This is a genomic window from Monashia sp. HAY1-2A, from assembly GCF_056755315.1.
Genome location: NZ_JBNDHY010000542.1, coordinates 1 through 256 on the forward strand (window position 1 = coordinate 1; position 256 = coordinate 256).

General features: G+C 68.4%; 1 protein-coding gene. It reads left to right on the forward strand.

Translation table 11 applies throughout. The features are described from left to right. Positions 1-189 (forward strand): hypothetical protein (locus tag ACPYOM_RS23025; protein WP_481347745.1); only part of this gene is annotated, 189 nt, incomplete at its 5' end. Between the last annotated feature and the right edge of the window lie 67 nt (positions 190-256).

Genomic DNA, 256 nt, shown 5'->3' on the forward strand with positions numbered 1-256 from the left:
CCGTCGTCGGCAGCGTCAGATGTGTATAAGAGACAGGCATCGGCCACCTCGTCCCACCTACCCCTGAGTCGTTCCTCGTGCACCGGTCTCGGTGAGCAGCTCGGCCACCCGGTACAGCTCGCGGTGTCGGTCGACGAGACCCTCGAGACCTGTCTCTTATACACATCTCCGAGCCCACGAGACGCGTAGTAATCTGGGGGGGGGGGTGGCGGTTTGGGGAAGGGGGGGGGGGGGGGGGGGGGGGGGGGGGGGGGGG